General features: G+C 62.7%; 24 protein-coding genes and 1 pseudogene. 4 read left to right on the forward strand and 21 right to left on the reverse strand.

Annotated features, from left to right (window positions below; translation table 11 throughout):
* Positions 1-2 precede the first annotated feature (2 nt).
* From HS961_RS11820 to HS961_RS11850, 7 genes are all read right to left on the reverse strand, one after another.
* Positions 3-1388 (reverse strand): multicopper oxidase family protein, encoded by a 1386-nt coding sequence (locus HS961_RS11820; RefSeq protein WP_182322180.1) that lies wholly within the window; start codon positions 1386-1388, stop codon positions 3-5.
* 1 nt (position 1389) lies between these two features.
* The gene (locus HS961_RS11825) at positions 1390-2844 is read right to left on the reverse strand and encodes a TolC family protein (protein WP_182322181.1); all 1455 of its coding nucleotides are present in this window, start codon (positions 2842-2844) and stop codon (positions 1390-1392) included.
* Positions 2841-3188, reverse strand: a complete 348-nt coding sequence (locus HS961_RS11830) for a hypothetical protein (RefSeq protein WP_182322182.1) — start codon at positions 3186-3188, stop codon at positions 2841-2843. Before HS961_RS11830 ends, HS961_RS11825 begins: the two co-directional genes overlap by 4 nt.
* A gap of 77 nt (positions 3189-3265) precedes the next feature.
* On the reverse strand, positions 3266-3682 hold the full coding sequence (locus tag HS961_RS11835) for a hypothetical protein (protein WP_182322183.1): 417 nt from the start codon (positions 3680-3682) through the stop codon (positions 3266-3268).
* Between the two features lie 80 nt (positions 3683-3762).
* A complete protein-coding gene (locus tag HS961_RS11840; protein ID WP_182322184.1) occupies positions 3763-4488 on the reverse strand; it encodes an SDR family NAD(P)-dependent oxidoreductase in 726 nt (241 codons plus the stop codon).
* A gap of 4 nt (positions 4489-4492) precedes the next feature.
* A complete protein-coding gene (locus HS961_RS11845; RefSeq protein WP_182322185.1) occupies positions 4493-5743 on the reverse strand; it encodes an aspartate aminotransferase family protein in 1251 nt (416 codons plus the stop codon).
* A 22-nt stretch (positions 5744-5765) separates the two neighbouring features.
* On the reverse strand, positions 5766-6875 hold the full coding sequence (locus HS961_RS11850) for a phosphotransferase (protein ID WP_182322186.1): 1110 nt from the start codon (positions 6873-6875) through the stop codon (positions 5766-5768).
* 223 nt (positions 6876-7098) lie between these two features.
* Here HS961_RS11850 and HS961_RS11855 point away from each other — a divergent pair, with 223 nt between their 5' ends.
* Positions 7099-7779 carry a GntR family transcriptional regulator gene (locus HS961_RS11855; RefSeq protein ID WP_182322188.1) on the forward strand — a complete coding sequence of 227 codons (681 nt, stop codon included), beginning with the start codon at positions 7099-7101 and terminating at the stop codon, positions 7777-7779.
* A gap of 36 nt (positions 7780-7815) precedes the next feature.
* Here HS961_RS11855 and HS961_RS11860 read toward each other — a convergent pair whose 3' ends face one another.
* Both HS961_RS11860 and HS961_RS11865 read right to left on the reverse strand, forming a co-directional pair.
* Entirely contained in the window at positions 7816-9159 is a 1344-nt protein-coding gene (locus tag HS961_RS11860; protein ID WP_182322190.1) for a HipA domain-containing protein, read from the reverse strand.
* Between the two features lie 98 nt (positions 9160-9257).
* Positions 9258-10115: a LysR family transcriptional regulator gene (locus HS961_RS11865; RefSeq protein ID WP_238347580.1), complete on the reverse strand. Its 858-nt coding sequence runs from the start codon at positions 10113-10115 to the stop codon at positions 9258-9260.
* A 104-nt stretch (positions 10116-10219) separates the two neighbouring features.
* On the opposite strand from HS961_RS11865, the gene HS961_RS11870 reads away from it, so the two are divergent.
* Together HS961_RS11870 and HS961_RS11875 are read left to right on the forward strand one after the other, a co-directional pair.
* Complete coding sequence (locus HS961_RS11870; protein ID WP_182322194.1) at positions 10220-11239, forward strand: DMT family transporter; 1020 nt, start codon at positions 10220-10222, stop codon at positions 11237-11239.
* A gap of 276 nt (positions 11240-11515) precedes the next feature.
* Complete coding sequence (locus HS961_RS11875) at positions 11516-13426, forward strand: YncE family protein (protein ID WP_182322196.1); 1911 nt, start codon at positions 11516-11518, stop codon at positions 13424-13426.
* A gap of 240 nt (positions 13427-13666) precedes the next feature.
* On the opposite strand, the gene HS961_RS11880 is transcribed toward HS961_RS11875, so the two are convergent.
* Positions 13667-14557 (reverse strand): LysR family transcriptional regulator, encoded by an 891-nt coding sequence (locus tag HS961_RS11880; RefSeq protein WP_182322198.1) that lies wholly within the window; start codon positions 14555-14557, stop codon positions 13667-13669.
* A 197-nt stretch (positions 14558-14754) separates the two neighbouring features.
* Here HS961_RS11880 and HS961_RS11885 point away from each other — a divergent pair.
* Positions 14755-15230: pseudogene (locus HS961_RS11885) on the forward strand (serine hydrolase domain-containing protein); the annotation flags it as partial.
* A 36-nt stretch (positions 15231-15266) separates the two neighbouring features.
* Here HS961_RS11885 and HS961_RS11890 read toward each other — a convergent pair.
* The 11 genes from HS961_RS11890 to HS961_RS11940 form a co-directional block, all read right to left on the reverse strand.
* A complete protein-coding gene (locus HS961_RS11890) occupies positions 15267-15719 on the reverse strand; it encodes a GNAT family N-acetyltransferase (RefSeq protein ID WP_182322202.1) in 453 nt (150 codons plus the stop codon).
* Positions 15720-16144: 425 nt separating this feature from the next.
* Positions 16145-16441 (reverse strand): cupin domain-containing protein, encoded by a 297-nt coding sequence (locus HS961_RS11895; RefSeq protein ID WP_182322204.1) that lies wholly within the window; start codon positions 16439-16441, stop codon positions 16145-16147.
* A gap of 221 nt (positions 16442-16662) precedes the next feature.
* Positions 16663-17997, reverse strand: a complete 1335-nt coding sequence (locus tag HS961_RS11900; protein WP_182322206.1) for an Nramp family divalent metal transporter — start codon at positions 17995-17997, stop codon at positions 16663-16665.
* An 87-nt stretch (positions 17998-18084) separates the two neighbouring features.
* On the reverse strand, positions 18085-18312 hold the full coding sequence (locus HS961_RS11905; protein WP_182328414.1) for a hypothetical protein: 228 nt from the start codon (positions 18310-18312) through the stop codon (positions 18085-18087).
* Between the two features lie 84 nt (positions 18313-18396).
* Positions 18397-19368 carry a ferritin-like domain-containing protein gene (locus tag HS961_RS11910; protein ID WP_182322208.1) on the reverse strand — a complete coding sequence of 324 codons (972 nt, stop codon included), beginning with the start codon at positions 19366-19368 and terminating at the stop codon, positions 18397-18399.
* A 438-nt stretch (positions 19369-19806) separates the two neighbouring features.
* Positions 19807-20502, reverse strand: a complete 696-nt coding sequence (locus tag HS961_RS11915; protein WP_182322210.1) for a hypothetical protein — start codon at positions 20500-20502, stop codon at positions 19807-19809.
* 142 nt (positions 20503-20644) lie between these two features.
* On the reverse strand, positions 20645-21676 hold the full coding sequence (locus HS961_RS11920) for a histone deacetylase family protein (RefSeq protein ID WP_182322212.1): 1032 nt from the start codon (positions 21674-21676) through the stop codon (positions 20645-20647).
* Positions 21673-22524: a GntR family transcriptional regulator gene (locus HS961_RS11925; protein WP_182322214.1), complete on the reverse strand. Its 852-nt coding sequence runs from the start codon at positions 22522-22524 to the stop codon at positions 21673-21675. The genes HS961_RS11920 and HS961_RS11925 overlap by 4 nt, the downstream gene beginning before the upstream one ends.
* Complete coding sequence (locus HS961_RS11930) at positions 22514-23491, reverse strand: DMT family transporter (RefSeq protein ID WP_182322216.1); 978 nt, start codon at positions 23489-23491, stop codon at positions 22514-22516. The genes HS961_RS11925 and HS961_RS11930 overlap by 11 nt, the downstream gene beginning before the upstream one ends.
* Positions 23484-24536, reverse strand: a complete 1053-nt coding sequence (locus HS961_RS11935) for a histone deacetylase family protein (RefSeq protein ID WP_182328241.1) — start codon at positions 24534-24536, stop codon at positions 23484-23486. The genes HS961_RS11930 and HS961_RS11935 overlap by 8 nt, the downstream gene beginning before the upstream one ends.
* A gap of 8 nt (positions 24537-24544) precedes the next feature.
* A complete protein-coding gene (locus tag HS961_RS11940; protein ID WP_182322218.1) occupies positions 24545-25927 on the reverse strand; it encodes an aspartate aminotransferase family protein in 1383 nt (460 codons plus the stop codon).
* Positions 25928-25931 lie beyond the last annotated feature (4 nt).

Here is a 25931-nt window from a genome sequence, read left to right on the forward strand (position 1 = left end):
TTTCAATGGTTGGCATGGCCGCTGCCAGTGGCGGGCTTGTGCACGCTGGGCGCACCGGGCGCCGTGCCGGGCAAGGTCTGGCGTGGCGCTTGTGCGTCCAGCGGCGCGCCTTGCCATTCATTGGCCGCCGTGCCTGGCGGCTGGGCATACCAGCCCGGGTCGCGGTAGTCCTGCGCGGCCAGGCCTTTGCGCACCTTGAAGGTGGTGAACATGCCGCCCATCTCGATATTGCCGAAGGGGCCCTTGCCGGTCATCATCGGGAAGGTGTTGTCAGGCAGCGGCATCTGCATGGCGCCCATGTCGCCCATGCCGCGCTCGCCCATCAGCATGTAGTCGGGGACGATCTTCTGGATCTTGCCAACCAGTCCTTTGTGGTCCACGCCAATCATGGTGGGCACATCGTGGCCCATCGCCCCCATGGTGTGGTGGCTCTTGTGGCAGTGAAAGGCCCAGTCGCCGGGCTCGTCGGCGATCAGCTCGATCTGGCGCATTTGGCCCACGGCGACATCGGTAGTGACCTCGGGCCAGCGCGCGCTGCGCGGCACCGGGCCGCCATCGGTGCCGGTCACCTCAAACTCATGGCCGTGGATATGGATGGGGTGGTTGGTCATGGTGAGGTTGCCCACGCGGATGCGCACCCGCTCGCCCAGGCCGGCCACCAGCGGGGTGATGGCAGGAAAAGCCCGGCTGTTAAAGGTCCAGATGTTGAAGTCCGTCATCTCGGCCACGCGGGGCGTCATCGCGCCGGGCTCCACCGCATAGGCGCTGAGCAGGAAGGCGTAGTCGCGCGCCACCTCGGCAATCTGCGGGTGGCGGCCCTTGGGGTGGGTGATCCATAGGCCCATCATGCCCATGGCCATCTGCACCATCTCGTCCGAATGCGGGTGGTACATAAAGGTGCCGGGGCGGCGCGCCTCAAATTCATAGACAAAGGTTTTGCCCGGCGGGATATGGGGCTGGTTGAGCCCGCCCACGCCGTCCATGCCATTGGGCAGGCGCTGGCCATGCCAATGTACCGTTGTGGCTTCGGGCAGGCGGTTGGTGACGAAGATGCGCACCCGGTCGCCTTCCACCACCTCGATCGTGGGGCCGGGCGACTGGCCGTTGTAGCCCCACATGTTGACAAAAAAGCCGGGTGCCACTTCGCGCACCACGGCCTCGGCCACCAGGTGGAACTCCTTGACACCCGCATTCATGCGCCAGGGCAGGGTCCAGCCATTGAGGGTGACCACCGGCTGGTAGGGCCGGCCATTGGGCGGCGCCAAGGGCGCGGCGGTATCGGCACTGGTCTGGATAACGGGCTCAGGCAGGGCGGCCATGGCCACCGGGCTGACGGCGGCAGCGGCCACGGCCGAAGCGGCGCCGGAGAAGAATTGACGGCGTTGCATATCAGTGGCCTTGGGGTTCGTTTTGGGGAGCGGCGGGCGCCGCAGGGTTGCGGGCAGCGCGCGCGCTGGCGCCTGCGGGTGGTGGTGATGTGCCGCTCAGCGCCAGTTGCAGATCGGTCTCGGCGAGCCAGAAGTCGCGCTGCGCCTCGGTCGCCGTCAGCACCGCCTGGGTGGTGCTGCGGGCCTGGGCCAGCAACTGCCAGACGCTGATAAACATGCCGTTGTAGCGGTAGATGGTCTCTTCCTGCACCAGCTGGGCGAGGGGCAGCACTTCGGTCTGCTGCTGGTGGGCCAGGTCCCATGCGGTGCGGTAGGCGCGCCAGCTGCTGCGGGCCTCGCTGCGCGCACGGATGGCGCTCTCGCGCAGCTGGGCCGCATTGGCTTGCACTTGGTGGCGCGCCATGCTGCTGGCCGCTGACCCCCAGTCGAACAGCGGCAAAGGCACATCCAGCTCCCAGCCCCGCGTGCGCTCCTGGTGGCCGCTGTCCCGCTCGGTGCTGGTATTGCGGCTGTAGGTCAGGCCGATGTCGCCAAACACTGCGCCCAGGGCAGCCCAGCCTTGGCGGTCGGTGCTGACCTCCAGATTGCGGCGCAGCGCGCCCAGGTCCAGGCGCTCGCGCAGTGCGGTGGCCTCAGCATCGTCGCCGCTGCGCAAATCGCTGGCTGCTTTGGGCAAGGGGGGCAGGGCCTGGGGCAGCGTAAATGTGAGTTGTTGGCCCCACAGCCCCATGCGCTGGGCCAGTTGCTCGCGCGCCTGCTCCGCTGCCAGCGAAGCGCGCGCCAGCTGTGCTGCTGCTTGCTGTTGCTGGGCCAGCTCGCGTGCCTGCTCTAGCTTGCTGAAGTTGCCGACCACGGCCATGCGCCGGGCCAGCTCGCCGCCCAAGGCGGCGGCATCGTGCATGCGGGTGTTGGCAGCCAGCGCCTGCTCAGCGGCTACGGCGTTTAGCCAGGCGCGGCGCGTATCTGCCGCCAGCAGCAAGGTCTGCTGTGCTGCTTCCAAGGTGGCTTGTTCCATCTGCCAGCCTTGCCAGCGGCTGCGCCAGGGGAGGGTCAGCAGATCGACCAGGCCAAAACTCAGCTTGCGCTCGACCTCGCGCTCATGGCCATTGCGAAACCAGCCCAAGCTCAGGCTGGGGTTGGGCAGGGTGATGGCCTGCACGCGCTGGGCATCGGCCACGCCCAGCTGTGCCAGTTGCACTTGCAGGCCCGGGTTGTTCAGCAGGGCGATGCGCACTGCCGTGTCCGCATCCACAGGCTGCTGCAGCCAGGCATTGATCTGTGTCTGCGCCAACTGCTGGGCCTGCGCATCGGTGGCGGGCAGCGCGGCCTCGTCGGGCAGGCGGCCTTGCAGTTGTTGGGCGACATCGCTGCGCAGCCCATCGGGCGAGACGCTGGCGCAGCCGGCTAGCAGCAGCGCGGCGGCGAGGGCTGAGAGGCGAGTGCTCAGGCGCTTCATTGCTGGCCTCCTGGTGCACCGTGCTGGCCATGGGCGCTGTGCTCGTGCATCTGCATAGCACCGGCTGGCATGGCCTTGGGGGCAGCTGGGGCCGCCTGGGCCTTTTCCCAGGCGATGACGTCGGCATGGCCACGTGCAAAAGCAGCGACTGCCGCATTGGCCTGGCGCCAATCACCGGGCTCGTTGACGATGCTGCCGCTACTGGCCAGGGGAGGGTGCTGGAGCGCCGATGTAGGCGCGTTGGGATCGGTGGCGGCGGGGGCCACGGTTTGGGCAGATAGCCAGCTGGTGACAGCCAGGCCGCCCGCGCCGGCAAGCCAGCGCAAGACATGCGCAGGGCGCATAGGGTTCTCCTGAAAGCTTGTTCAAAGCAAACGCCTGCACGGCAGCTGCCATGCGGACGCACCTCGGGTGTCAGCGATCAGGAAATGGGTGGTTTGGAGGCTTGGGCGAGCAGGGCGCTGGCAAAGGGCGCGCTGCCGCTGGCTCGGGCCAGCGAGGGGGCGGGCAGGGCTGCAAAGCCCGTGCCATTGAATAGATCGACAGCAGAGTGGCAGATACCGCAGGCCGAGCAGCTGGCGCCGTGCTGGGCCGGGTCGTGCTGGCTGTGGTCGCTGGGATCGCTGTGCTGGCTGACTTGCTGGCCTGTGTCGCAGTGGCTGCTGGCGGCCATCACATGGCCTGTGTCCATGTCGGCATGGTCCGCCATGCTGCTGCTGTGGTGCTCGGCTATGGCGGCCGGCATCACCGGTGCCACCATGCCCATCGCCATGGCGTCGCCCATGAGGCCGCGCAGGGCCAGCATCAGCATCAGCAACAGGGACAGACAGGCACGCATGGTGGGTTCAGACAGGGGCGGATGCAGAAAGTTCCGCCGCGGCTGAGTGTAGCGCAGCTGGGTAACTTTCCGGATGTCCGTTAATACTGCGACTCCACCTGCCAGCTCACCGGTATCTCGGCCACGCTGGCGCTGGCGGGCAGCTCCAGCACAGTGCGCACCAGGGTCGCAATGTCGGCCGGTTGGCTGATCTGGGCGCGCATCTCGGGCAGCACGCCATCGGCCATGTCGGTGTCGACAAAGCCCGGGCAGATGGCGGTGCAGCGGATGCGGTCGGCCCCGCCGCAATGGCGTATGCCATGGGCCAAGGCGAGGGCCGCATGCTTGCTGATGGCATAGAGCGAACCCTCGGGCGCCCGCACCCGTTTGCCGGCCAGCGATGCCATCACGACGACCTTGCCATTGGGCGACTGCTGCAAATAGGGCCAGAGCTGGCGCGTCAGCCGCATCGGCGATTTCACATTGATGGCCATCAGCCGGTCAAACTCCGCGTCGCTCGCCGTCAAAACACTGTCGGTGCTGAGCACGCCTGCGTTGTGGACGATGGCATCGATGCGCCCAAAATGCGCGGCGGCCTCGGCGATCCAGCCGGTTTCGCTGTCGGCATCCAGCGCATCAAAGCGGCTGCGCTGCAGCTGTGCAGGGCCATGGTCTGCCAGCTGCGGTACTGGTTGGCGCGTGCCTATGCTGACCCGCCAGCCATGGGCCAGCAGCTCTTGCGCAATGGCCAGGCCCAGGCCGCGCCCGGCGCCACTGACCAAGGCGACCGGCTGCGCGGACGGTGGTGTTGGCGAGTGCTGGCGCATGGGATCAAGCCCGGGCCCGCAAGGCCTCATCCAGCGCGCTGGCCAGCAGATCGGCGTGTTCCGTTTCAAACGGCAGCGGCGGGCGGATCTTGAGGGTATCGCCCAACGGGCCGCTGGTGCTGATCAACACGCCGGCCTGGCGCAGGTGGTTGACGACGGCGCTGGCCAGGCTGCCGTTTTGCAGTTGCACGCCCCAGTACAGGCCTTCGCCCCGGATTTGGGTGATGCTGCCGTGCTGCGCCGCCAGCGACTGCAGCGCCTGCTGCAGATGGCCGCCCACACGGCGTACATGGGCGGGGGCGTCCATGCGCTCCAGCTCATCGAGCACAGCCATGGCCACCGCCGCCGATACCGTGTTGCCGCCAAAGGTGTTGAAGTAGCGGCAGCGCTTGCCAAATACCTCCATCAGCGGCGTCTTCAGCACCAGGGCTGCAATCGGGTGGCCATTGCCCATGGGTTTGCCCATGGTGACCATATCGGGCACCACCGCCTCGCGGCCAAAGGCCCACCAGCGGCCGGTGCGGGCAAAGCCGCCTTGTACCTCGTCGGCAATGAACAGGCCCCCACGCTTGCGCACCGCTTGGGCGGCGGCTTCCAGAATGGGCGCGGCATCGATGTGCACGCCATCGCTGGCAAACACGGTATCGAGCAGCAAGGCGCTGACCGGCGTGCCACGCGCCTCCAGCGCAGTGGCGGCATCATCCACCCGCTGGGCAAATGCGGCGGCTGCTGCCTGGGCGTCCATGCCCTGGAAGGCGGGCGGGTCGATCAGCTCGACATGCGGCCCCGGCGCGCACAGCGAGGGCGAGCATTGCGCCAGCGCCATGGTCACTCCGTGATAGGCATGGCGGGTGATGATCAGCCCCTGGCGGCCGGTGTATTCCTGCGCTACGCGCAAAGCCAGGTCATTGGCCTCGCTGCCGGTGCAGGTGAATACGCTGGTGTCCAGCTCCGGCGGGAACAGCGCCCGCAGCCGCTCGGCCAACTGCACCACGTTGTCATGCAGGTAGCGGGTATGCGTGTTGAGCAACTGGCTTTGCGCGATGAGCGCTGCATTGACTGCCGCGTTGGCATGCCCCACCACCGGCACATTGTTGTAGGCATCCAGATAGCGGCGGCCATCGGCATCAAACAGCCAGACGCCTTCGCCGCGCACCGGGTGCAGCGGCTCTTCATAAAACAAACGGTAAGAAGGGCCCAGCGCGCTTTGGCGGCGGGCAAGCAGGCGCTGGTCATCTGCAGAGAGGGATGGCATGGGCTAGTGCTCCAAAAAGGGGTCAAGCGGCGGTCGAGGCAGGGGCGCTGTGGCGTAGCAGCCAGTCGCCAACCATGCGGCTGAACAAGGCCGTGGCGGTGGCCTGGCTGCGCAGGATATAGACGCGGTTCTCGGGGTAGAGGCGGGCGCGCCAGGCGGTGATCACCATGCGCTGCGTGAGCCGCGCCAGTATCAGATCCGGCAACACGTCATGCTCGGCAGCGGTTAGCGGCAGCAGGCTTTCATAACCGGCCAGCATCGCGGCCAGTGCGGCATCGGGTGCGTCCGTCAGCGGCATTTGGTAAGAGGCGGCAATGGCCAAATCGGCCACGCGCGGGGCGAGCAGCATGTCGCCAAAGTCCAGCACGCCGGCAATGTTCAGGCCATCGTCGCTGGCCAGCAAGTTGCTGGGCGAGAGGTCGTTGTGGATGGTCTGCGTGGGCAGCTGGGGAGCCAGCTGTGCCAGCCGCTTTTCAAAAGCGGTCCAGAACACTGCAATCTGCGCGCGCAATGGGGCATCTTCCACCACCTCCAGCCAGGGGCGCAGCAATGGCGCGCGGCGTGCATCCCATAAAAAAGGGCGCTCGGTAGCAGGGTGGGCAAAGTCTGCCAAGGCCCCATGCAACTGGGCAATCGCCAGGCCCCAGGCCTGCCAGGCGCTGGCATCGCGCTGCAGATCGCTGCCCGCCTTGCCATCGAGAAAGCTGTAGCAGCGCACGCGCAAAAGCTCACCCGCGGGGCTGCACCATTCCAGCCAATCGGCGCCGGCGCTGCCATCGGTGGTGGATGGCTGGCGCAACGGATGGTGCAAGGGCACTGGCACGGCGCAGCGGCCTGCCAGGTGCTTGAGCACCGCTATCTGCATCTCCGTTTCCGCCAGCGACTCGGCCGCGCTGATGAACTTGAGCGTCACGGCGCTGCCATCGGGCGAACGGATCAGAAAATTGCGGTCCCGCTCACCAGACAGCGGCTGCGCCTGGCCTTGGATGCCATAGGCCTCGCGGGCCAAGACTGCAGCTTGCTCCGCGCTGACTTGGGGCACAGCAGTCAAAAAGGCTTGGCTGGCTTGGGCCAAGGCGTCGGGCACGTCAGGTGGGGCAGAGTGGGTGAGGGCTGGCAAGGGGCGGTTCATGGCGGCGGCGGGTAAGGCGAAGTGGACTGGTTTACATTGATGTTTGATGCATCATAAATCGTCAGTCGCTATTTGAACACCAAGAGAGCTATGCAGCATTGGGGTAAACCTGAGTGCTGCCATTTGTGCTTATGATGCATCTTGCTGCGCTGGACGGCGCCTGCTCAGGACCGTCTCGCAGACCGTAGTCACCACAAGAACACCCCCCGGAGGCAAAGGGCAGATGGCAGAGCGATTTGAGAGTGTCAACACCGAGAGCAAGGGCGACCAGATCTATGCCCAGCTGGCGCAGGCGCTGGTCAAAGGCCAGTTGCTGCCGGGCGAGCGCGTAAAAATTCGCGAGCTGGCGCTGCAGATGGGCACCAGCGTGACCCCCGTGCGTGATGCCATCTTGCGGCTGGTGCAGCATGGGGTATTGGTGATGCTCAGCCCCCGCGATATACGGGTGCGGCGCCTGACCCTGGACGAGTACCTGGAGATCCGCAATATCCGCGTGGAGCTGGAAGGCATGGCCGCCAGCCAGGCGGCAGTGCGCGCCACTGCCGACGAGGTGCAGCGCCTGGCCGAGCAGGTGCAGCAAAACGAAGAGGCCGTCCGGCGCGGCGACATCGCCCAGGCCATTGCGCTGAACCAGGATTTCCACTTTGCGCTCTGCCAGCTGGCGCGCATGCCCTTGCTGTCCGACATCCTGTACGGCCTCTGGCTCAAGATGGGTCCTCTTATCGCCCAGAGCTACAGCGAGGGCGGCCGTAGCATGATCGACCACCATTACCCCGTCATCGAGGCCTTGCGCCGCAACGACCCGCATGCCGCGCGGGTGGCGATTCAGACGGATTTGCTGTCCGGTGGGCAGTCGATTTATGAGAGGTTTGGGCGGGTGGAACAGGGCATGGATGCCCCATGAATAGGGGTGCTTTCCAGCGGCGTTGACGCGCTTGCTTTATGGCAGCGGCAAAAGCGGCGCCGCAAACTCGCGTGCCACTATGCGGTTGCGTGTTGCCAGCTCGCGCATGGCCGCTGACGTGGGCGCGGCCCCTTGTGCTTGGCTGGCTGCCTCCCAGAACGCATCGGCCGCCGCTGCTGCCAGGCTCCAGACCCGGGGCACGGCGCCAATGGTGCTGACCTTGGGCTCAATCGGCACCAGCTCGGGGTCCATCCCACCGCCGATCGACGCATAGCGCATCGGCAAAATGTCATAAGCCGGTGCAATGCCCAGGTACTCGCCATCGTCGCCGATCAACAGCGAAATGTTCTCAAAATGCCGGTCGGTGTTGCCGATCAGCTCGCTGAAGGCGGCCATGATGTCAACATGCTCGGCATGCTGCTGGCTCAAGTATTCGGCATGCACGCAGCGCGCAGCAAACTCGGGCCAGGTATCGCGCGCACCAAAGAACTCATCATCCACAGCGCCGGCCGAGAGCATGCCCAGCCGCCCTTGCTTGCCGATACGGTCAAAGCGCTGCACTTCCAAAAACACAAATTCGCCCCGGGCCAGCAGCTGAGTTTTGGCGGTGGGCACCCCCACGTCTGCGAGGCATGCCAGTGCCAAGTGCTCCAGCGGCAACAGCTCGGCCATGCGGCTGCCGGTGCGCGCGAACTTGACGATTACCGACCCGGTGTCTTCCGCAACCCAAAGAAACTTCGGTTGCTCGCCACCAGCGCTGGAGCCATAGGATTCATTCTTGAGCTGCTGCGCAAGGCCCACATAGATGTCCAACTTGTCCTGGCCCTGGGGCCGTGGCTGGCGCATCAGATCCATCTCCCGTTGCAAGGGAAGATCACCAAATATCAAGTTGCCCGGCAGATTCAGGCCTTGGGTGAACAAGAAAGCAATGCGGTGGTCGTCGCTCCAGTCCTTCAGGCTGGCGGGGAAGGGTTGGTTGCGCGCCGCGGTTTGCGCGAGCTGGCGGCCCAAAAAGCCCGACGGCGCTGCAAACAACATATACGGCGGCAGGCCTTCGTACAGGCGAATGGCGCCAGCCTCTTGGCGCTCCAAGGTGCCGCCGCCCGCGAGAAACTCCAGGTCCGCATACGGGACGATATTGCCCGTCGACAAAAAGCGGTACACCCGTTGGCGTGCGTGCAGCCCCAGCGGCAGCTTGCGCAACAACGCGTACTGCGGTGCGCGCTGGCCCGGTTCGCGGAACATGGTAATGCGCGTGGATAGTTCGCGAATAGTTCGTGAGAGCGTGGGTTGGCTGATATCGAGCGCATCCAACAACTGCTGGCCAGAGCGAGAGCCACCCGATAGCGCACGTTCAATAGCTTGTTGGAGATCGTTCATAGGTTGGTGCAGGACAGTCAAAAATAAGCTGCTTTGAATAGCTTGTGAATTCTACATGAATAGATTAATGGGTGCTTTCTGTGACGCAAAAGCTGTATTTAGCCAGCCACTGCCCCCTGTCCCAATCGCAACGTATTCACCAGCAAGTTGTACAGGCTGTCCACCGCCTTGGAGCGCCGCGATTCCTTGCTCCGGTACACGGCGACCTCCATCGGAGCCAAAGGGCCCAGCCCATGTTGGCTGCCCAGCACCTGCAGATGGGGCGGGGCGCTGCATTGGGTCAAGGCGGCAACGGCGAGCCCGCTCTCAACAGCGGCAATCTGCCCCGCCAGGCTGGAGCTGTTGTAGACCACGCGGTGCTGGCGCCCTTGCTGGGCCAGCGCATGCAGGGCGCCGCGCCGGGCCAGGCTGGCCTCTTCGTACACCGCAATCGGCAGCGGATTGCGCCGCCACAGCTCAAAATGCTCCGATCCCACCCAGACCATAGGCTCATGGAACAGCAGGCTGCCGCGCCTGGCGTGGTCGCGCGAGATAAGAGCCAGATCCAGCTCGCCCGCCGCCACGCGGGGAATCAGCGCGGTCGATTGCTCGCAGCTGAGGACGATCTCCACGCCGCTGTGGCGGGGCGCAAAGCGCCTGAGCACGGGGGTGAGGTACTTGGCGGCATAGTCATCGGGAACACCCAGACGCACACTGCCTGTGAGCGCTTCGCCCTGCAGCGCAAACTGCGCCTCGCTGTGCAGATCGAGAATGCGCCGCGCATAGCTGAGCAGGCGCTGGCCCTCTGGCGTGATCTGCTGGCTGCGGCTGTCGCGCTCCAGCAGGCGGTGGCCGACGGCCGCTTCGAGCTTTTTGAGCTGCATGCTCACGGCGGACTGGGAGCGGTGCACCTCGCCTGCCGCGCCGGAGAGTGATCCTGTATCGACCACCGCGACAAAGCATTTGAGCCAATCCATCTGAAGGTCTTGCGAGGTTGCAGGCATAGGGTTTCGATATTCGAATAGCTGATGCAAGAATTATGCGCTTTTCGATGTGTGGCCTGCGCAGCACACTGGCAGCCATGAGCAGATACCCAGAACCAGCGCAAATGGCCGCTGCAAGCATTGACCAATCCGCACAAACTGCATCCCGTACCCCGAGCGACGCCTTTGGGGGCGTGCTGCCCTTTGTGCTGGGCAGTGCGCTGCTGGGTAGCATTGGCATTTTTGTGCACATGGCCCAGGCTGGGGCGTTGACGGCGACCTGGTTCCGCTGTGCCTTCGGGCTGCTGGGGCTGACGGCCTGGCTGCTGTGGCGTCGGCAACTGCGCTTTCTTCGGTTGGGCCGCAGCACGGCGGTTTGGGTGTTGCTGGCCAGTGTCCTGATGGTCCTGGGCTGGGTGCTGTTCTTCGCGGCCATGGAGCGCATCTCTGCCGGGGTGGCCGTGGTGCTGTTCCATATGCAGCCGATGTGGGTGCTGCTGCTGGGCGCCCTGTGCCTGGGCGAGCATCCAGGCCGCCAAAGGGTGGCTGCCGTAGCAGTCGCCATGTTGGGCTTGGTGTTGGCCACGGGCATCTTGGAGCAGGCCGCATCGCAGCAGGGCACACAAGCGCAGTATTGGCTGGGCGTCGGTATGTGTTTGCTGGGCGCGTTTTTGACCGCCGCCGTCACCGTCATTGCAAGGCGCCTGCGCGCCATGCCCGCCGGCGTGCTGGCCTGGTGGCAATGTGCCGTTGGCTGCGCTGTGCTGTGGATGGCACCCGCCACACAAGGCTGGCCGGCCTGGGGCGCCGCCTGGGGCTGGTTGGCCGCCCTGGGCCTGGTGCATACCGCTACCGCCTATGCGCTTATCTACACCGGCATGGCCAGGCTCCCCACAGGGCGCATCGCGGTGCTGCAGTTTGTCTACCCTGCGATCGCCATCCTGGTGGACTGGCAGTATTTTGGGCACCGGCTGGGGGCGTTGCAGATGGCGGGGGTGCTTGTGATGGGAGCCGCTATTTGGTATGCGGAGCGCCGTGGCTCTGGCGACAAAGCACCGACACGAGATAAGACCCTGAACAGCCCTCAACCCACCGCAAACATCCGCGCACAAAGATAGTCCTGCAGCGCCCTGACCTTGGGCTGTGCATGCCGGCCCGCAGGCCACAAGTCGTGTAAACCCTCTTCGCGTTCCTTCAGCCCCGCCGTGGTGCACATCCGCCTGCCATTACTTGTTTGGCGAAAGGCCCGTCAGGATCGAACGGTGGTGCTGTTTATTTCTCAATTCGCCCGCTGATTGAATGTAAGTAGATGAAAATAGCTGACGACATATGTGCGAAAAGTACGAAACATTTCATGGATTAGCTGGAGGTAAGGGATGGTTAGGCGAACTTGGTTGATTGCGACGTTGCTGTCTATTTGTACAGCGCTGGCCGGTTGTGGCGGCGGTGGAGGTGGCTCAGACGAGCCCGCACCAAACCCTGGTACCAGTCCCTCCCCAGGCGCAGATCCTTCTCCTGGGACGGGGGGCGTCCCTGACGGCAATGCAGCCTCCTGGCTCCAGATCAGCCCTGCATCCATCTCGCAGACGGTGAAAGAGCGGAGCTTTATCGCACCCTTCAAGATCATCGGAAAATCAAACAAGGCTATTGATAAAGCTGCGTATTTCGCGTTCATTGACGTTGGTGGGGTATTTGATACCAGCACTGCATTTATAGAGAGAATGAACGATTCAAGCTATGAGCTAAATATTTCAATATTGAAAAGTGTGAAGCCTGGCAAGTACCGCGGATCTCTGAAGGTGCAGGTATGTAACGATGATCCCAAAGTTTGCAATAAGCCTTATTTCAAATCCCATTGGACGGTTCCATACGATATTGAAGTAAAGCCTTGGGCAGAGGTCCGCTCGGAGCATAAATTACTGGTATCTACCACTGGCGTTGCGCTGACGGATATGCCCAGGTACTCGAGGCTGACAAGGGCTGTACGGATCTCAGATAACCTTGGGAAAGCCAGTGGCTGGCAGGCAAAGTCCAATGAATCGTGGCTCGAAGTGACGCCGGCTGGTGTTGCGGGGGATGATTTGCATATAAAGGCAGATCCCACCTCGTTGGCCTTGAATACAATGAATTATGCGACCATCACTATAACGTCGCCGGATGAGTCCATTAAATCTGCTGAGTCGGTAATTGTGGCTGTCTGGAAGAGTGATGGAGACCTTCTTCAAGTGGTAAGCAGTCCTGCCAGAGCGGTTGTGTATCAAAACCTGTTGGCAGATCCAATTAAACCTCTGGTATACGCCAATGGAGGCGGAGAGGGTATAGATATTGTTCATGTCTACACGGGCAAGGTGGTCGGTGGCTTGTCTGCACCGGGTTCGTCGTTGAGCAAGATGCTGGCCTCTCCTGATGGACGATATTTGTATGCCTTGGACGCTGCTGAAAATAAAATCAAAGTATTTGACTTGGGTACTGCGCAATTGATCAACGTCTGGGCTCTGGATGCTGCAACGTTTGATGTGTCGAAGTACGACATGATCTATATCAGGCCCAATGGCGTAGGCTTGGTCGTAGTCACGAATGGCCAAGTTTTTCGCGCGTCTGACGGCAAGTCATTGACCAGCATTTTTGCGACAGCTCCAGCTGGTATGCAAATCGATACCTTCGCGGATTCAGATCTCAAATTGAGTCACCTGGCTGCCTCACCCGATGGGGGCAGAATCTATGCAACGGGGTCAGGTCAGCGGACACCATTTTATTTGGATCTTGACTATAGCGAAGTGAATGCAGGTACATTGTCCTTCACTCGGCCGGTTGCCTCCAGTGTCAGTGATGGAGGGGGCGGAGGGATGCTGGCTGCGGCTGGGGGAATTGCTACTTCGCGGGACGGCGAGCAATTGATGACCGTAAGCTATGGAGAGGATATTGCCCTTTGGGAGAAAGATAGCCTTGCGCGAGTAGGGACCTTGACCCATGGATTAACGCTGGCCCCAGAAACGCTGGTGATGGCAAACGACGGGAAAATGGTAGTAGGCAGCACTGATCCACGCGGAATGCAGTACTATATAGTAGGCATAAATGGTTATGTATTTAGTACCTTTTCAACCTATATTCAACCTAGGAGTACCGGCTTTAAGAATCCCACTTATGCTTGGGTGCCAGGATTGGTAATTTCTTCGGATAGTGGAATGGTTGTGCAGCGTGGCTATACTTATGATCGAGAAATTGCGTCTTGGGATGGGTATCCTGCGGGTCCAGAGTACCGTCTGACATTTACACCAATGATCGGTTGGCAAAGTAATGACTGATTGATCTCTATTGGGACGGGTTGAATCTGTCTTAATAGTGAATTGCTTGGTGATGTGTTAAAAATCCCGAGGGGGGTTTCATTTTGAATTGAAACACCTTCGGGATTTTTTTTTTGTTTGAGAATTTGATCCAGGTGGTTGAATATATCGCTGTATTTACTTCGTGCGAACTCTTTCACCTTCTCAACTTGCTGCCTAAGCAGGCAATCAGACAGACAGTATTAAAATCCTGAATACTTCTCAAGCCGCAGCAAACATCCGCGCACAAAGATAATCCACCAGCGCCCTGACCTTGGGCGCCGCATGCCGGCCTGCAGGCCACAGGATGTGGAACACCCCTTTGCGCTCCGCCAGCCCGGGCATGACCTGCACCAGCCGGCCATCGGCCAGCGCATCGCCAATGGCAAAGTCGGGCAGGCAGGCAATGCCGCGCCCCTGCAGGGCAAAGCAGGCGCGGGTTTCGATGTTGTTGCAGACCATGGATACCGGCAAGCTGATGGGCTCGCCATCGTCTGCGGTCGGAAGCGGCCAGGCCTCCAGCTTGCCGCTGTGAGGCCAGCGAAAATGCATGCAACGGTGCGATAGCAGGTCTTGCACCTTGTGGGGTGTGCCTTGGGCGGCCAGGTACTCCGGCGATGCCACCAGCAGCATTTTGAAATGGCCGAGCTTGCGGGCGACCAAGCCGGAATCAGCAGGCTCGCCGGTGCGCACCACGGCATCAAAGCCTTCTTCCACCACGTCCACCAGGCGGTCAGAAAAATCCAGGTCCAGCTGGATATCCGGATAGTCGCGCATAAAGTCAGCCAGCACCGGCAGCACCAAGGTACTCACCAAGGGCAGGCTCACCCGCAGACGCCCCCGGGGTGCCGACGAAGCCTGCGACAGCTCTGTCTGCGCCGCCTCAATCTCCGCCAGAATGCGCCTGCTGCGTTCCAGCAGCAGCAGGCCTTCAGCCGTGGGTGTAATGCTGCGGGTGCTGCGGTGGAAAAGGCGCACGCCCAGCTTCTCTTCGAGCCGAGCCACGCTCTTGCCCACGGCTGATGATGAAATGCCCAGCAGCCGGCCCGCCGCCGTAAAGCTGCGGGCCTCTGCGACCTGCACGAACACCGTAAATGCGTTGAGGCTATCCATGCGTTGTCACCTGCGTTTCTGGGCCTAGCTTGCTGCTGTTGATTGCGGACATCGCAGTCCTGAAAGTGCGGAACTCTATCCTAGTTTTTCTTGTATCGCCGACTACCTAAGCTGATGCCTGTGTTCCAACCGAGGTAGCGATGCTATGGATTTTTCAGTTTCAGACATGCACCACAGTGAGGTGCAGCAGGGCGCTTATGACAGGGCAGCGCCGTGGGCGCCTGTCGCCCAGGTATTGAATGCAGCCCTGGCCGAGCAGCGCCTGGTGGGTGCGGTGGTGCTTGTCTACCAGGATGGCCAGGCACTGTGCCGCATGGCTGCAGGCTGGGCAGACCGCGAGGCCCGCATAGCAATGGCCGAGGACACGGTGTTTCGCTGGGCCTCCGTCAGCAAGCCTGTCGTCAGCGCTGCGGTGATGCGGTTGGTAGCCGATGGACGCGAAGCGCGCATCAGCGTGCGGCAGTTGCTGAGCCACACCGCCGGTCTGGGCTACCGATTTTTTGAGGCACACGACCAAGGGTCCTATGCCCAAGCCGGTGTATCCGACGGCATGGATGCCAGTGGCATCGATCTGCATAACAACCTGTGCCGCATCGCCAAGGTGCCGCTGTTGTACGAGCCGGGCACCAGCTGGGGCTACTCCTTGGCCGTGGATGTGCTGGGTGGCGCGGTCCATCACCGGAATGTCACACGCGGACGGCAACAAACCTTAGTCATGGGAATACACCATCGGCACGAAGACCACACCATGTAACTGCTGTGGGCCAGCCTTGGCAACAAAGCCAAGGCGTTCATAGACGGGGACTGCATAAAGGGATGCGTTGACGGTGAAGGTGGAATGCTTGGACCGAAGCCGGGCATGCTGCCAAAGTGCGCGAGCGATACCCCGGCCCTGGGCGTCCGCCCTCACAAACAGATGGTAGACATGTGATCCGTCGCGGAATGCCACAACGCCACATAATCCCTCAGCGTCCTCCGCGACGTAATGCTTGAATTGCGAGGAGCCGATCCGCTCAGCGTAGGCGGAAGCAGTGAGTCCAGCCACGAAAGACCGGGACTCCGCAGCAGCCGGATCAGCGAGGAAGTAATGCGCCAAGCCGGTGACAAGGTGGCTGGCCGCTTCTGCATCGGATGCTGTTGCTTGACGAATGGCGAAGTTCATAGATACTTGGGATCGCAGGGGCTGAGATATTGGCTCTGAAGGCTGCGCCCGAGTGCGTTTGGCAATCTAGGGACCCTCTGCAAAACTCCCTGCCGTGGTCTGAACGCGGGCTCGGGCGATCCGCTGCGTTGTCTTCCTTGTCAATAGCTACGGCTATTGACTGCAGAAGACGCCTTGCGGCTCATCCCGATCCGCGTCCATCCCGCTTGGCGAGGGTTTTGCAGAGCATCCCTAGGCAATGGCAGATGGTCATGCTGCCTGGCTGCACATCTGCTTCGAATTGAATGGCGTTGCATAGGCATGGGCCTTCTACTTTCATGCTCATTCTTTCCAAGAATACGCCGTCAGCATGGCATGGGTAGTTCGGTCAGGAATGGGCATGACGCAGCGTTTGCAGTCGAACCCTTTACCTCAGGTTCAGCAGGTCAGAGGTCCACAATCACCAAACACCCATGGCTTCCCGCTAATACAGCATGAGGAACGCCTGCTTCGGCAATGTACATCTGGCTAGCTTCCACGCACAAGGCCTGGCCGGCGATTTCCAGCATCATCTGTCCACTCACGACCAGCAATGCCTCGTCGTAGTCATGCACTTCCTCGCCATACGGCATCTGGTCCATCCGCAGCAGTTTGATATTGGCCGATCCCACGGAGCCAAGCACGGTGGAGTTCCACGCAGCAGGCAGACCATTGGCGATGGCGTGGAGGTCAAATAAAGACATGCTTTTCTACTTCACAGTTTGGATCGCTCAGCGGTGCGCACCTCAGCACACTGCAGGCGCGACGGACGATCCACCGGCATGAACTGTAGCTGAATGCCTGCATCTTGTCGTACAGGCTTTCACGTCGGTAGCAGCCTATGAGCAGCTGACAGCAGCGGCAGATTCGGCCTGCGCTGTCTCTCGCCCTCGCATCTAAACCTGCACACCAGGTGCGGTGCCACTCATATCGCCGTCGCGAACAACAGCCTCTGCAGCATCCACAGATTGAGCGATACCACGACGGCGGCGCAGCTCCACAACAGGATAGCCATCGGTCTGCCAAAGGTCAGCGCTCCCAGCGCGTTGCGGCGGGTGGTGAACATCAGCAGCGGCACGATGGCAAAGGGCAGCTGCATGCTGAGAACCACCTGGCTGAACACCAGCAGGGCGCTGGCGCCTTCGCTGCCATACCAGGCGGTGGCGATGACGGCGGGCACGATGGCGATAAGCCGGGTCAGCAGCGCCCGCATCGCCGGCGACAGGCGAATCTGCAGAAAGCCTTCCATGACGATCTGGCCCGCCAAGGTGCCCGTTACGGAAGAGCTGAGGCCCGAAGCGAGCAGGGCGGTACCAAACACGGCGCTGGCAATGCCGACGCCCAACACGGGCGACAGCAAATGGTAGGCGTCTGAAAGCTCGGTAACGGGCGGCGTGCCCGGCCGGTTAAAGGCGCCAGCCGCTACGACCAAGATGGCGGCGTTGACAAACAGCGCCAAGCCCAGTGCGACGGTCGAGTCGATGGTGGCGTATCGGATCGCCTGGCGTGTGCCCTCCGGGGTCGTGCTGTGTTCGCGCGTCTGCACGATGGCCGAGTGCAGATACAGGTTGTGCGGCATCACGGTTGCGCCCACGATGCCGACGGCCAGGTAGAGCATTTCCGGGTTGGTCACGATCTCGGCGCGCGGAATGAACCCGGACAGCATGGTGGCCAGCGGGGGATGCAGCCACATCAGCTGGGCGCCGAAACAAATGCCGATCAAGGCCACGAGCCCGATGACGACCGCCTCCAGCGCGCGAAACCCTCTGCTTTGCAGCGCAAGAATCAGCATCACATCGACCACGGTGATGCAGACGCCCACGATCAGCGGCAGGCCAAACAGCAGATTCAGGCCGATGGCCATGCCCAGCACCTCGGCCAGGTTGCAGGCCACGATGGCAATCTCGCAAAAGAACCAGAGCATCAGGTTGATGCGCGGCGGAAACTGCTCGCGGCAGGCCTGGGCCAGGTCGCGGCCGCTGGCCAGGCCCAGCCGCACCGCAGCTGCCTGGAACAGCATGGCCATCAGGTTCGATGCAAAAATTACCGCCAGCAAGGAGTAGCCGAACTGCGAACCGCCCGCAATCGAGGTGGCCCAGTTGCCGGGATCCATATAGCCCACTGCCACGAGATAGCCTGGCCCGGCAAATGCCAGCATGCGCCTTGCGTTGGCTGACCGGCCGATGCCGCCCGGGACCGCAATGCTGCGGTGAACCTGCGGCAGGCTGGGCACTGAAGGTTTTTCGTTGTCTGGTTCCATGGCGTCCTGGCACTGGGACGGTAAGCCGCACGCTGGGTTGATCAGGGGGCTTGGTGTGCTGAAGGCGGGCGGCGGCATAAACGCTCTTTATCTGCCGGTGGATGTCTGGTGCAGCGCAGCCGAGGGGGTTGTTGCCGCAGGCCCCGCAATGATGTCGCCGCCGTTTAAAAGTGCCAGTAAATCGGTGGTGACGATGGCCAGTCCTGCGATGACGATCAAGCTCCCCACACAGCGACGTGCCAAGATGGCAGGTTTGAGCCGTCGCGTCTTGCTCAGGGCAACTGCTTCAGCGGATTGATGCAAAAAGGACTTCATCGCAACTCCTTCGCAGAGAAACACCGGTCTCGGGCCCGCCTGGTAGAAATCCTGCCCCAGAGTGGGGCAGGATACGGGTACGCCTTAAGCGAAGGCCGAGCTCATCACCAAGCCACCATTCACGCCAGCCGGGAAGAAGCCGCCCTTGGTGGCCGATTCCTTGGTCAGGTACACGATGTTCAGCACATCGCCTGGCGAACGGCTGTAGGCAATGCCGTCAGCATCCAGGGGCACGATGTTGGAGGTGGTGTCATCCCCCGTGATGCCCTGGTCCACATCGGACGAGCCATCGAGGCTGTCGCGCGCATCCGAGATGGCGCCAGCAGCCGTGCGCAGTGCAGGCGTTGCAAGACCTTTGGCGTAGAGCACTGTGCGCACCAGACCAGCGTGGTAAGCCTCAGCGGCCAAAATGCCGGCAGCAGCTTCCAAATAGGTCTTGTTGGTGATCAGCGGCGATGCGCCCTTGTAGGCCGTCACACCCACGTCCTCAAAGATAAAGGCGCCCAGCAGAAAGTTCTCGTCACTGGCATAGGGGTCAAAGGCCACGCCCGCACCCACCAAACCGGCTGCGCGCGCCGCCACCGAGAAGGCACCGTTCGGGTCCGTACCGCCGATATCGATCTGCGGCTGCGCCACCGCTGCCGAACCCAGCGCCTTGCGCAAAAAGGCCACGTGGGCGATTTCGTCCTGGGCGATCTCCTTGGCGTACTGCGCTACGACCGGATCTTTGAACGCCACCGCCCGCCCGCCGACGATACCGCCCTGCGTGCCCGTACCCGATTGCATATTGGCAGGCAGCCCCGTGCCAAACACCGCGTAGTGGTAGAACTGCGATTCCAGATATTCCAGGTTCAGCGCGAAGTTCAGAATCTCCACATCCGTCGGGCCGTTGTTCTGGGCATTGGCATCACTGCCACCACCCCCGCAAGCCGTCAAAATCGCACCACCTGCCATACCTGCTGCAACACCTCCAGTTTTTCTGAAGAATTGACGCCGGTCTTCCAATTTCTTGGCGCGTTGTTGCAATACACCTATCAACACTGATTCGTCAGACATGTGATTTCCTTTCGAGTTGCGCTTTACGCGCCTACCTACACAGGAATGCGCCTTCACAGGGAGGGCACACGGTGCAGCAAGAAGCAGCTCAGCACAAAAGCCTGGTCAGTGGAGACTGATGACGTCGGCTCTTGCTACTTGCGGTGTACGCAGCAGAACGAAAGGTGGATTCACTATTTTTGGGGTCTTTACAATTCGAGGTGTTTGCTAAATCGTTGGGATGAATTGCTGCAGATTTATCTAATGCGATTTGGATTTCGATAGAGATACTGGGCTTTGGCTGTGCTCTAAATCGCGTCTATGGAAACGACCAGCAAGGCCTGCACGTGCTGGACCTGCTCAATATCTATTGGAATAAGAAGAGCCGCTGCTGCGGTATAGCCCCGTAGTTGATGCCAGTGGGATTGCAGTCAGCCAGCGATATCAGGCGGCTTAGTTTTAGGCTCTGGAAGGCTTACGAGCGCCTGCCTTGGGCTCCCAAGCAGTGGAAGCCCGCGCAGAATTGAACCAGCTGAACGGGTGGTATCTCCTAAATCGAAGAGCGTCTGGCACTGCATCTTCAATCGCATCCTCCACGTCCTCACGCAACGGGCGCATGCGGTCGTGTCCCACGGTGCATGCGTTGACAACGAGGTCTCCCTCGCGGTACCAGTGCATCAGCCGGCTTTGGAAGAATGCACGACCACCGCGTTCCCAGGCTAGCCTGAATACGGTATCGCGATCTTTTCCAATGGGGCTTTTCCCCAAAGAGCACTGAAAGGGGATGGCGTTTATCAGCACAAGGCCGGTATCTGCGGTGATAGGCAGGCCTGCGGCAGCGATGCGCTGGCGGATGCGCTTGCCAGTGGGGCCGTTGGCAGGCCACGGCGTGTAGAAGAACTTGGCGCTGTATTCGTCAATGTGCGGCGATTCCATGACCAGCAGCACACATTGGTGGGGCGGGCGGATGTCTGGATTGCCATGCGCAGCGTCTGACCAGTCCGCTTTGTCTGCCAGGTTGGCGATGAGGCCTGCATACCTGTCTGGGCATTTACCTGGAAACTGCGGGTGGCTGGCGTGAACTATCTTGACGATGTGTTGGAACCATTCGTCGCTTCCCGCTAGGGCTGACTGTTCATGGGGGTCTGCTTGCATGGCGGAGGCGCCCGTTAATAGCGGAGATGGCTTGATTTTGGCCTGACCTTGCTTTTCCACATTGACGTCGACAACCGCATGGCAGCGGCATCTGGATGCCAAAAGAGCGCAATCAGGCCGTATCGCATTATGAACGCAGAGACTACTGCGCCCCGACCTCAAACCCCCGCAACGCACTCTCCAAGTTCAACCCCAAATCCTCACTCAAATACCCCCCTTCCTGCACGATCACGGTCGGCAGCCCCAGTTGCGCGATTTTTTCGGTGATGCGGGCAAAGCCGGGGGTGTCGATGGCCAGGGCTTTGTAGGGGTCGTGTTCGTGGGCGTCCAGGCCCAGGGCCAGGACCAGGGCGCCGGGGGCGTAGTGGCGAATAGCGGTGAGGGCGGTTTCCAGGGCGCGCAGGTACTGGTCGGTGGTAGTGCCCTTGGCCTGGGGCAGGTTCAGGTTGTAGCCCAGGCCTTCGCCTTCGCCGCGCTCATGCGCGTGGCCGGTGAAGAAGGGGGTGCAGAAATGCGGATCGGCGTGGATCGATACCGTCAGCACATCGTTGCGGCGCCAGAAGATGCCCTGGGTGCCGTTGCCGTGGTGGACATCGATGTCGAGCACTGCCACGCGGGCATGTTTGCTGCGCAGGTGCTGGGCGGCGATGGCGGCGTTGTTCAGGTAGCAAAAGCCGTTGGCGCGGTCCACATAGGCGTGGTGGCCGGGTGGGCGGCACAGCGCGTAGGCGGCTTGTTCGCCTTGCAGCACTAGCTCGGCGGCATGGGTGGCGCAGTGGGCGGAGTTGATGGCGGCATGCCAGGTGTGCTCGCCAATGCTGCAGGCGCAGTCACCCATGTGGTAGCCGGCCTGGCCCACTAAGTGATCCGGGTAGGTAAAGGGCTGGCCGGGGAAGGGAAAGACATTGGGCAGCACTTCGAGCGAGGCATCGGGCAGCGCCTGCCAGCGTTGCCAGGCAGTTTGCAGAAAGTGCAGGTACTCGGGGGTGTGGACGGCGGCGCGCGGGCCCGCGCCAAAGTCTTCGACCAGCATCGGCTGGTGGCCGGCCTTTTGCGCGGAGCGCAGCAGGATCTCGGCGCGTTCGGGTTGCTCGTTGCTCCGCTTGAGCTGGCCGCGCACCATGAATTGCTGCGGGTCGTGGCTGCGGTGCTCGTGGCTGTAGATGAATTTCATGGTCTTGGCGGTTTTCGTCGGGAGGAAGAAACGGGGGATGCGGCGGCGGTGGCCTTGGGCGGCTTCAGTGGGGTGACCGATGCGCTGCCGGTGTTGCGGGCCGGGGGCGTGGTGTCGGCGTCGGGTGCCTGGTCGCCTTGCAGCACCTGGGCATGGGCCTTGTCCTGGGCGTCCACCAGGTGAACGCGCAGCGCTTTTTCTGCGGCGTCGGCGTCGCGGCGCAGGATGGCATCGACAACAGGGAAGTGCGATTGCGCGATAAACACCGGGTCGCGGTACTGGCGCTCGATAAAGCCCTGGCAGATGCGGATCTCGGCCTGCATATTGGCAAAGATGCGCTGCAGATACTCGTTGCCCGACAGGCGCGAGATGGCGGTGTGCATGCCCAGGTCCATCGTCACCCGCTCGATATTGCTCAGGGTCGGCGCGCGCTCCAGCATGTCATCGGCATAGGCTTTGAGGGATGTCAGTTGCGCATCGGTCGCCACCACGCAGGCCAGGCGTGCGGCCATTACCTCCAGGCCCAGACGCACCTGGAACAGGTCCTGGATCTCCTTGGGGCTGAAGGTGCGCACGGTAAAGCCCTTGCGCGGCGTCGAGACGATAACGCCCTGGCTCTCCAGCCGGCGGGCCGCTTCGCGCAGCGGGGCGCGGCTCACGCCCATCTGGCGCGATAGCTCAGCCTCGACGATGCGCGAGCCCGGTGGCAGCCGGCCTTCAAAAATGGCCTGCAGCAGCTGGCGCTCCACCAGCTCCACCAGATCGGGCACCCGGATCGATGAAAAGCCGGGGTTGTCTGTCTCCTCGCCGTGCAGGGCGATGGTTTTTATGGGGGTCTCAGATGTCATGTCGGGGTGCCTGGTGAGCGGTATGCTTTTGCCGCCGGGGCCATGCAAGGTAGACGCCGGCAGCGCTGATCATCAGCATGCCATAAAGGGCCAGGCTGTCTGGCGGCCGTTGGAACCAGAACGTGCTGATCAATACCGCCAGCAACAGTTGTACATAATTCATCGGCGCCAGGGTGGATGCCGAGGCGCGCTGAAAGGCTTGCAGCAGCAGCAACTGCGCGCCACCACTGACAAAGCCACCCGCTAGCAGCAGGGCCATATGCGGCGCATCGGGCCATTCGGTAATCGGGTGGAAGAGGGCCGGCAAGTTGGTGATGACCAGGCAGAACAGCGCCATATAGGCAAACTGCACCGCCGTGGGCACCACGCCAGAGAGCTTGCGGGTGAGCACCTGGAACAGCGCATAGCAGACGGCCGATATCGCCATCAGCACCGTGCCGGCCAGTGGCAGCGCATTGCCCGGTCGCACGATGAGCAGCATGCCGGCAAAGCCCAGCAGCACCGCCACCCATTGCACGCGGCCCACCCGCTCGCCCAGCAGCCAGGGTGATAGCGCCACCATGATGAGGGGCGCGGTGAAGTAGATGGCGGTGGCCTCGGCCAGCGGCATCGTTGCCAGCGCCGTCATAAAGCAGGTGGCCACAATGGCCAGCATCAGGCTGCGCAGCAGCAGCAACTTGCCGCTGCGCAGGCGCCCCCAGCGCAGCGCAGACCAGTCGCCATGCCGGTGCATGACCCACAAGGCCAGCACGCCGATGGCGGCGTAGCGCGAGAGGTTCATCACCGTGGCCGGGAACTGGGCCAGCATGTGCTTGGCAAAGGCGTCGTAGCAGGCAAAACACAGCAGCGCTGCCAAAAACAGGCCCAGCCCCTGGCGCAGCCGGCGCGCGGCATCGGCATCGCGCTGCGCTGGCAGGGGCTCCGGGCTGCCGATTTGGCGGCTGGGCTGTGCGGCCTGGTCAGCCATGGAGGCCTTCTAAAAAGGCCTGCAGGCCCGGTCCGATCGCTTCGACCAGGTAGCCGCCTTCTTGCACCACCACCAGGGGCAGGCCGAGTGCGCGCAGCTTTTGGCCGACGGCGCGGTAGGCCTCAAAGTCCACCTTCAGCACGCTGATCGGGTCGTCCTTGAAGGTGTCAAAGCCCAGGGCCAGCACGATGGACTGCGGGGCAAAGGCACGCACTGCCTCCAAGCCGCTGTCCACCGCAGCCAAAAACTCCGCATTGCCGCTGCCATGGGCGAGGGGCAGGTTCAGGTTGTAGCCTTCGCCCGCGCCGGCGCCACGCTCCTGGGCGTAGCCGGTGTAGAACGGAAAGTAGCTGCTGGTCTCCGCATGGGTGGAGACCGTCAGCACATCGTCCCGGGCGTAGAAGATGCTTTGCGTGCCATCGCCATGGTGGGCGTCCACATCGAGCACGGCCACCCGCCCAAAATGCGCGGCCAGGCGTGCGGTGGCGCAGGCGTTGTTGTTGACATAGCAAAAGCCGCTGGCCCGGTCCCAGTGCGCATGGTGGCCCGAGGGGCGGCACAGCGCATAGGCCATGCGCTCGCCGGCAATCACCGCATCGGCGGCAGCCACGGCGCTGTGGGCCGAGCGCAGGATGGACTGCCAACTGTCCGGCCCCAGCGGGCAAGACAGATCGCCCAGGTAGTAGCCGGTTTGCGGCACCAGCGCGGACGACGGGCAGGGCGCGCGGCGCTGGCCGGCGGGCACGCCCGCGTAGGGCGAGAGGTTGGCCATCACCTCGGGGCCGGCATTGGCGCCGCCGTCCAGCATCGCTTGCCAGCGCGGCCAGGCGGTTTGCAGGTAGTCCAGGTAGTGCGGGGCGTGTACAGCCTCCAGCGGCGCGCGGCCAAAATCAGGCGGCTCGCTGACGGCCAGGCCCGCCTGCTGCAAGGCATCGGCCAAGGTCTCTGCGCGGCTGGGCAGATCGGGCGCGGGCACCAGCTTGCCCAGGCGCATGAACTGGCTGGGGTGGTGCAGCGCTTGATCGGGGCTGTAGAAGGCTTGCATGGCGGAGCTCATGGCAGGGTGGCCTGCAGCTTGTCCAGCGACCGGTCCAGGCGGGCAAACATCTCGGCCATCTCAGCCTCGGTGATGATCAGCGGCGGGCACAACGCCACGGCATCGCCCATGGCGCGCACAATCAGGCCTTCTTCCTGGGCGTACTGGGCCAGGCGGTAGCCCAGCTTCAGGGCCGGGTCAAAGGGTTGGCGCGTGGCCTTGTCGGCGACCAGCTCAATGGCGCCGATCAGGCCCACGCCCCGGGCCTCGCCCACATAGGCGCGGTCCAGATAGCCGCGCAGGCGGCTTTGGAAGATGGGGCTCAGCTGGTTGACATGGGCCAGGATCTGCTCGTCCTCATAGACCTTGAGCGTCTCCAGCGCCACCGCCGCCGCCACCGGGTGGCCGGAATAGGTGTAGCCATGGCCAAAGGTGCCGATCTTGCCGCTGTTGGCGGCCATGGCTTCGTAGATCTTGGGCGCAACCATGACGGCCGAGATCGGCACATAGCCCGAGGACAGCGCCTTGGCACAGGTGAGGATGTCCGGCTGGATGCCGAAGGTGTGCGAGCCAAACATCTGGCCGGTGCGGCCAAAGCCGCAGATGACCTCATCGGCCACCATCAGCACCTCGTACTTGCGCAGCACGGCCTGGATTTTTTCAAAATAGGTCTCGGGCGGCACGATGACGCCGCCAGCGCCCATCACCGGCTCAGCAATGAAGGCGGCCACGGTCTCAGGCCCTTCTTGCAGAATGCGCTGCTCCAGCGCATCGGCCAGGCGGGTGGCAAAGTCGGCCTCGCTCTCGCCCGGGTTGGCATAGCGGTAGTGGTGGGGGCATTCCACATGGCCGATGCGCGCAATCGGCAGGTCAAAATCCTGGTGGTTGGCGGGCAGGCCGGTCAGGCTGGCGGCCGCTACCGTTACGCCGTGGTAGCCGCGCTGGCGCGAGAGGATCTTTTTCTTGGCGGGCTTGCCAATGGCGTTGTGGTAGTACCAGATGATCTTGATGGCCGTGTCATTGGCCTCCGAGCCCGAGTTGGCAAAGAAGACCTTGGCCATCGGCGCTGGTGCCAGCTGGATCAGCTTGTCGGCCAACTGCGCCACGGCCGGGTTGGATCGGTGGTTGAAGGTGTGGTAATACGGCAGCGTCTTGAGCGCATCAATGCCGGCCTGCACCAGGCGCGGGTGGCTAAAGCCAAGGGAGCTGCACCACAGCGCCGACATGCCCTCGATGTACTTGCGGCCTTGCTCGTCAATCACATGGATGCCATCGCCACGCGTGATCATCAACGGGCCCACGTCCTCGTGCGTAGCCAAGTTGGTGTAGGGGTGCAGGTGGGCGCCAATGTCCTGTGCGTCCAGCGCGCTGCGTTTTGGGGTGTTGTCTGCTGCGTTCATGTCC

It is taken from the genome of Comamonas piscis, from assembly GCF_014109725.1.
GTDB lineage: Bacteria > Pseudomonadota > Gammaproteobacteria > Burkholderiales > Burkholderiaceae_C > Comamonas > Comamonas piscis.